Genomic DNA, 4,750 nt, shown 5'->3' on the forward strand with positions numbered 1-4,750 from the left:
CTGCCCGCAGGCCTTAATTTCGATGAAAATACAGGCATTATCAGCGGAACGCCAACCGCAGCAAGCCCGGCAACAAACTATACCGTTACCGCCTATAACAGCAGCGGCAGCACTTTTGCAACGTTAAACATAAAAGTTAATAGCGCCCCGCCTTTGTCTACCCTTGCCAACCTGGTATTGAGCAGCGGGACATTGGCCCCGTCTTTCGCAAGCGGTACTTTTAATTATACTGCATCTGTGGTCAATACCGTCACATCAATTAAGGTGACGCCGACAACCAGCAGCCCAACTGCTACCGTAACAGTAAACGGCACAACGGTTGCTTCGGGTTCTGTCTCGGCAAGCATTCCTTTGGCTTTAGGCGCCAATGCCATCACTGTTGTTGTAACCGCTGCGGGCGGGATATCAACAAACACATATACTGTTAATGTAACACGTGTGCCTCCGGCAAATACAACGCTTTCCAATATAACGCTTAGCACCGGTACGCTTAGCCCGGCTTTCGCAAGCACAACAAACAGCTATGTCGATTCGGTAAGCTATTCCACTTCATCCATAACGCTAACGCCAACAACCAGCGACCCTACTTCAACAGTCACAGTTAATGGCACTGCAGTGACATCCGGGTCACCTTCTGCAGCCATTTCTTTAACCCCAGGCACAAACCCTGTTAGTGTTGTGGTAACTGCATCGGATGGCATAACAACCACTACCTACACGGTATTTGTAACAAGCCCCTCCGTTGTATTCAGTTATAGTAGTCCGCATACTTATAGTACCGCCAATACAATTACACCACTGGCGCCAACAGTCAGCGGTACGGTTGCCGCACCGGCCTATAGCAGCAGCTTCGTTACTATAGCAACAGGATTTAGTGCTCCATCAGGTGTAGCCGTAGATGCGGCAGGCAATGTATATGTGGCGGATCAAGGTAACAACGCTATTAAAAAGATACCGGCAGGCGGCGGCAGCCCGGTTACTATAGGTTCCGGTTTCATCGACCCATTCTGTGTAGCGGTGGATGCCGCCGGCAATGTTTATGTAGGTGACCATAGCTCCGCAGGCATAAAAAAGATACCGGTAGGCGGCGGCGCTCCGGTTATCTTAGGGTCAGGACTTAATGAGCCCGTGGGTGGTGTGGCGGTAGATGGTGCGGGTAATATATATGTTGGTGATAGAGGCAACAATGCAGTAAAAGAGATCCCGGTGAGCGGTGGAGCGCCAATAACCTTAGCCTCAGGTTTTACACCTTATGGTGTTGCGGTAGATGCTGCCGGAAATATTTATGTAGGCGATTATACCAATAGCGAAGTAAAAAAGATACCGGCAGGCGGCGGAACGCTGGTTATCATAGGCTCCGGGCTTGATCAACCTATTGGCGTAGCGGTAGATGCATCCGGCAATGTGTATGTGGGCGGCGGCGGTGCCGTGAGGGAGATACCCGTTACAGGTGGCAGCACGATATTATTAAACTCAAGCTTTAACGGTCCGGCGGGTGTTGCCGTTGACCGTAAAGGCAATGTTTACGTGGCGGATGAATTTAATAATGCTGTTGAAAAAATCAAACCGGTTGGCGGCTACTATATTGGCCCTTTTTTACCGGCAGGCTTAAGTTTTAATAACACTACCGGCGTTATCAGCGGCACACCAACCGTGTCAAACCCGGCAACAAACTATTTCATTACTGCCTACAACAGCAGCGGCAGCGGTTCAGCCACAGTGAATATCAAAGTAGCAAATATAGGCCTCTCGGGCCTTGCATTAAGCAGCGGCATATTGTCGCCAACCTTTGCAACGGAAACAAACAGCTATACGGCAATTGTACCTGCTGCCACTACTTCAATAACCGAAACGCCAACATCATCAACTCCCTCGGCTACCATAACCGTAAATGGTACAACAGTAGCATCAGGAACAGCTTCGGCAAGCATACCATTAGCTTTAGGCGCTAATATCATTACTACGGTGGTAACAGCTGCGGGCGGCACAGGGACAAACACCTATACCGTAAAAGTTGGCCGTGGCTCGGCAGATGCGCTGTTAACTTCTATACATTTAACACCGGCCACAACGCTTACCCTTGTAAGCGGGCCAAGCTATTTAAATTATACAGCCAAGGTACCTGCTGCAACAAGCAGTATAACTGTAACAGCAACAGAGCAGGATGCAACAGCGACGCTGAAGATAAACGGAATAACGGTAACGTCGGGGGCGGAATCACCGTCAATTCCATTATCGATAGGCAATAACGTTATCAATATAGTATCTACTGCGCAGGACGGGGTAACCACCAATACCTACAGCATCAAGGTAACCAGGCAGGAACAGGCAGTGTTAACCACCCTGACACTAAACCCGACAGCGCCGTCGTACGCGATACCGGGTCCTGATTTTAGAGACTATAGAGTTTCGGTAGCTAATTCGGTGAGCTCGGTAACGTTAACCCCAACAGCAGCGGATGCCGGCACAACGATCACGGTAAATAATGTGGCGGTAGCCTCCGGCACGGCCTCTGGCTCCATCCCGCTAAATGTAGGCGATAACACGATTACTACAGTAGCAACGGGGCAGGACGGGGTAACGACCAAAACCTACAGCATATTGATAATCCGGCTGGCGCCGGCGGTGTTAACCACCCTGACACTAAACCCGGCGGCGCCGTTGTATGCGATACCAGGTCCTGATTACAGGGATTATAGAGTATCGGTAGGCAATTCGGTGAGCTCGGTAACGTTAACCCCGGTAAGCCCTGATGCAACAACAACGATAACAGTAAATAATGTAGCGGTAGCCTCAGGCACGGCCTCAGGATCCATCCCGTTAAATGTGGGAAACAACACGATTACTACGGTAGCAACCGCGCAGGATGGTGTAACGACCAATACGTACAGCATCTTGGTAATCCGGCAGGCGCCGGCAGTGTTAACCACCCTGGCGCTGAACCCGGCGACAACGCTGTCTGTAGTTACAGGACCTGATTACAGGGATTATAAAGCAATAGTAGCCAATTCGGTAAGCTCAGTAACGTTAACCCCGACAAGCCTTGATGCGACTACAACGATAACGGTAAACAACGTATCGGTAGCCTCAGGCACGGCATCAGGAGCGATCCCTTTAAATGTAGGCGACAACACGATTACTACGGTAGCAACTGCGCAGGACGGGGTAACCGCCAATACCTACAGCATCAAGGTAACCAGGCAGGCGCCGGTTGGATTTGTATCCTTATATGATGATAAACAAACGGTGCCGGTTACCGTAAATGAGGTAGTGGTACATCAGAATGTGTCGCCAAACGGCGACGGGAAAAGCGACTATCTGCTGATAGACGGCATAACTGCTTACCCTAATAACACCTTGCAGATCATGAGCCGCAATGGTACGCTGGTATACGAGACAAAAAGCTATGATAATATTTCAAAAGTATTTGACGGGCACTCAAATACCAATGGCAAGCTACAGCAGGCGGGGACCTATTTTTACTCGTTGGATTATACTGTTAACGGGAAAAATAAGCATAAAACAGGATACATTATATTGAAGTACTGATGTTAATCCATGGTAGATAGACCATAGGGCGCCTCTAAAAACTCGTGGGGAACAATGGATTTACTTAAAAATCAACCGGTTTATGTAATTACACTAAAAACCATTTTTTAAAAAAAACACCGAAATCGACGTTTAGAAAAAAAGGAGTTTTTAGAAGTTACCTAAAGACTATGGACTTAAATGTGCTGCAATAGCCTAATGGGCTATTGCTCATGTAGTTACATGTAACAATCTTGTTATAAAATTACTTAGGTGTTAAAAAAGTTGCTTTTTAAAAGTATTTCATTATACCTTTATAATAGTTGCCTTTTTAGTTTAAACAGGATATCACTAATACTAAACCTTGATCATAGTTTAAAATATCCGGACGAACGCCGGATCGTGTCTCGCAAAAAATAGCTTATTTAATTTTAATAGATATTGACAACAAGATATTCCTGTTGATGGATTCCCCTGTTCATCATCCTTTTATCTTTAAGATACAGGTGTTACAGGAAATGTCTTTTTATATTAAAGCATTTTAATACGGCTAACCGCCGATATATATACATATATATTAAATATACTGTTATGAGAAACCTCTACTCTTCTTTAGCCGCAGCTACGGCTGCAAAGCAGTTAAAGCAAACCGTTGGCCAGGCCAGCATGTGTTTCGCAAAGACGTTGTTAGTAATAATGGTTATGATAACGGCTGCACCCGTTAAACTATTCGCACAGCTGCCAACTTTAAGTTACAGCACGCCGCAAACGTATACAGTCGGAACGGCGGTAACGCTTGCGCCAACCAGCAGCGGGGTAGCGGGCTATGGCTATAGCACCAGCGCTACTACGTTAGCTTCCGGGTTCAACGTGCCGATGGGCATTGCAACTGACGCTGCGGGCAATGTTTATGTGGCCGACAAGGGCAATATGCTTGTAAAGAAGACCCCTGCCGGGGGCGGCACGCCCACAACTATTGGCTCCGGCTTTACTGGTCCGACGGGGGTGGCCGTTGATCCATTCGGGAATATATGGGTAACCGATTCAGGCGATCTTAAAGAAGTACCGGCCGGTGGCGGTGCTATCATCACCACATCAATCGGTGATGCTGTGGCCGTAGCCGTTGACAGCAAAGGGAATGTATTTGTGTTAGAAACTAGCCAAGGTATTGGCGCGATAACCGAATATCCGGTTGGTGGCGGCCCGGGCATTGTAATAAGTA

The 4,750-nt window shown here is 47.7% G+C and carries 1 protein-coding gene and 1 pseudogene; both read left to right on the plus strand.

Annotated features, from left to right (window positions below):
- Positions 1-3,549 (plus strand): cadherin-like beta sandwich domain-containing protein (locus tag BUE31_RS30460; RefSeq protein ID WP_200802015.1); only part of this gene is annotated, 3,549 nt, incomplete at its 5' end.
- Between the two features lie 570 nt (positions 3,550-4,119).
- Positions 4,120-4,750: pseudogene (locus tag BUE31_RS30465) on the plus strand (hypothetical protein); the annotation flags it as partial.

This window comes from Mucilaginibacter sp. OK098 (genome assembly GCF_900142915.1).
GTDB lineage: Bacteria > Bacteroidota > Bacteroidia > Sphingobacteriales > Sphingobacteriaceae > Mucilaginibacter.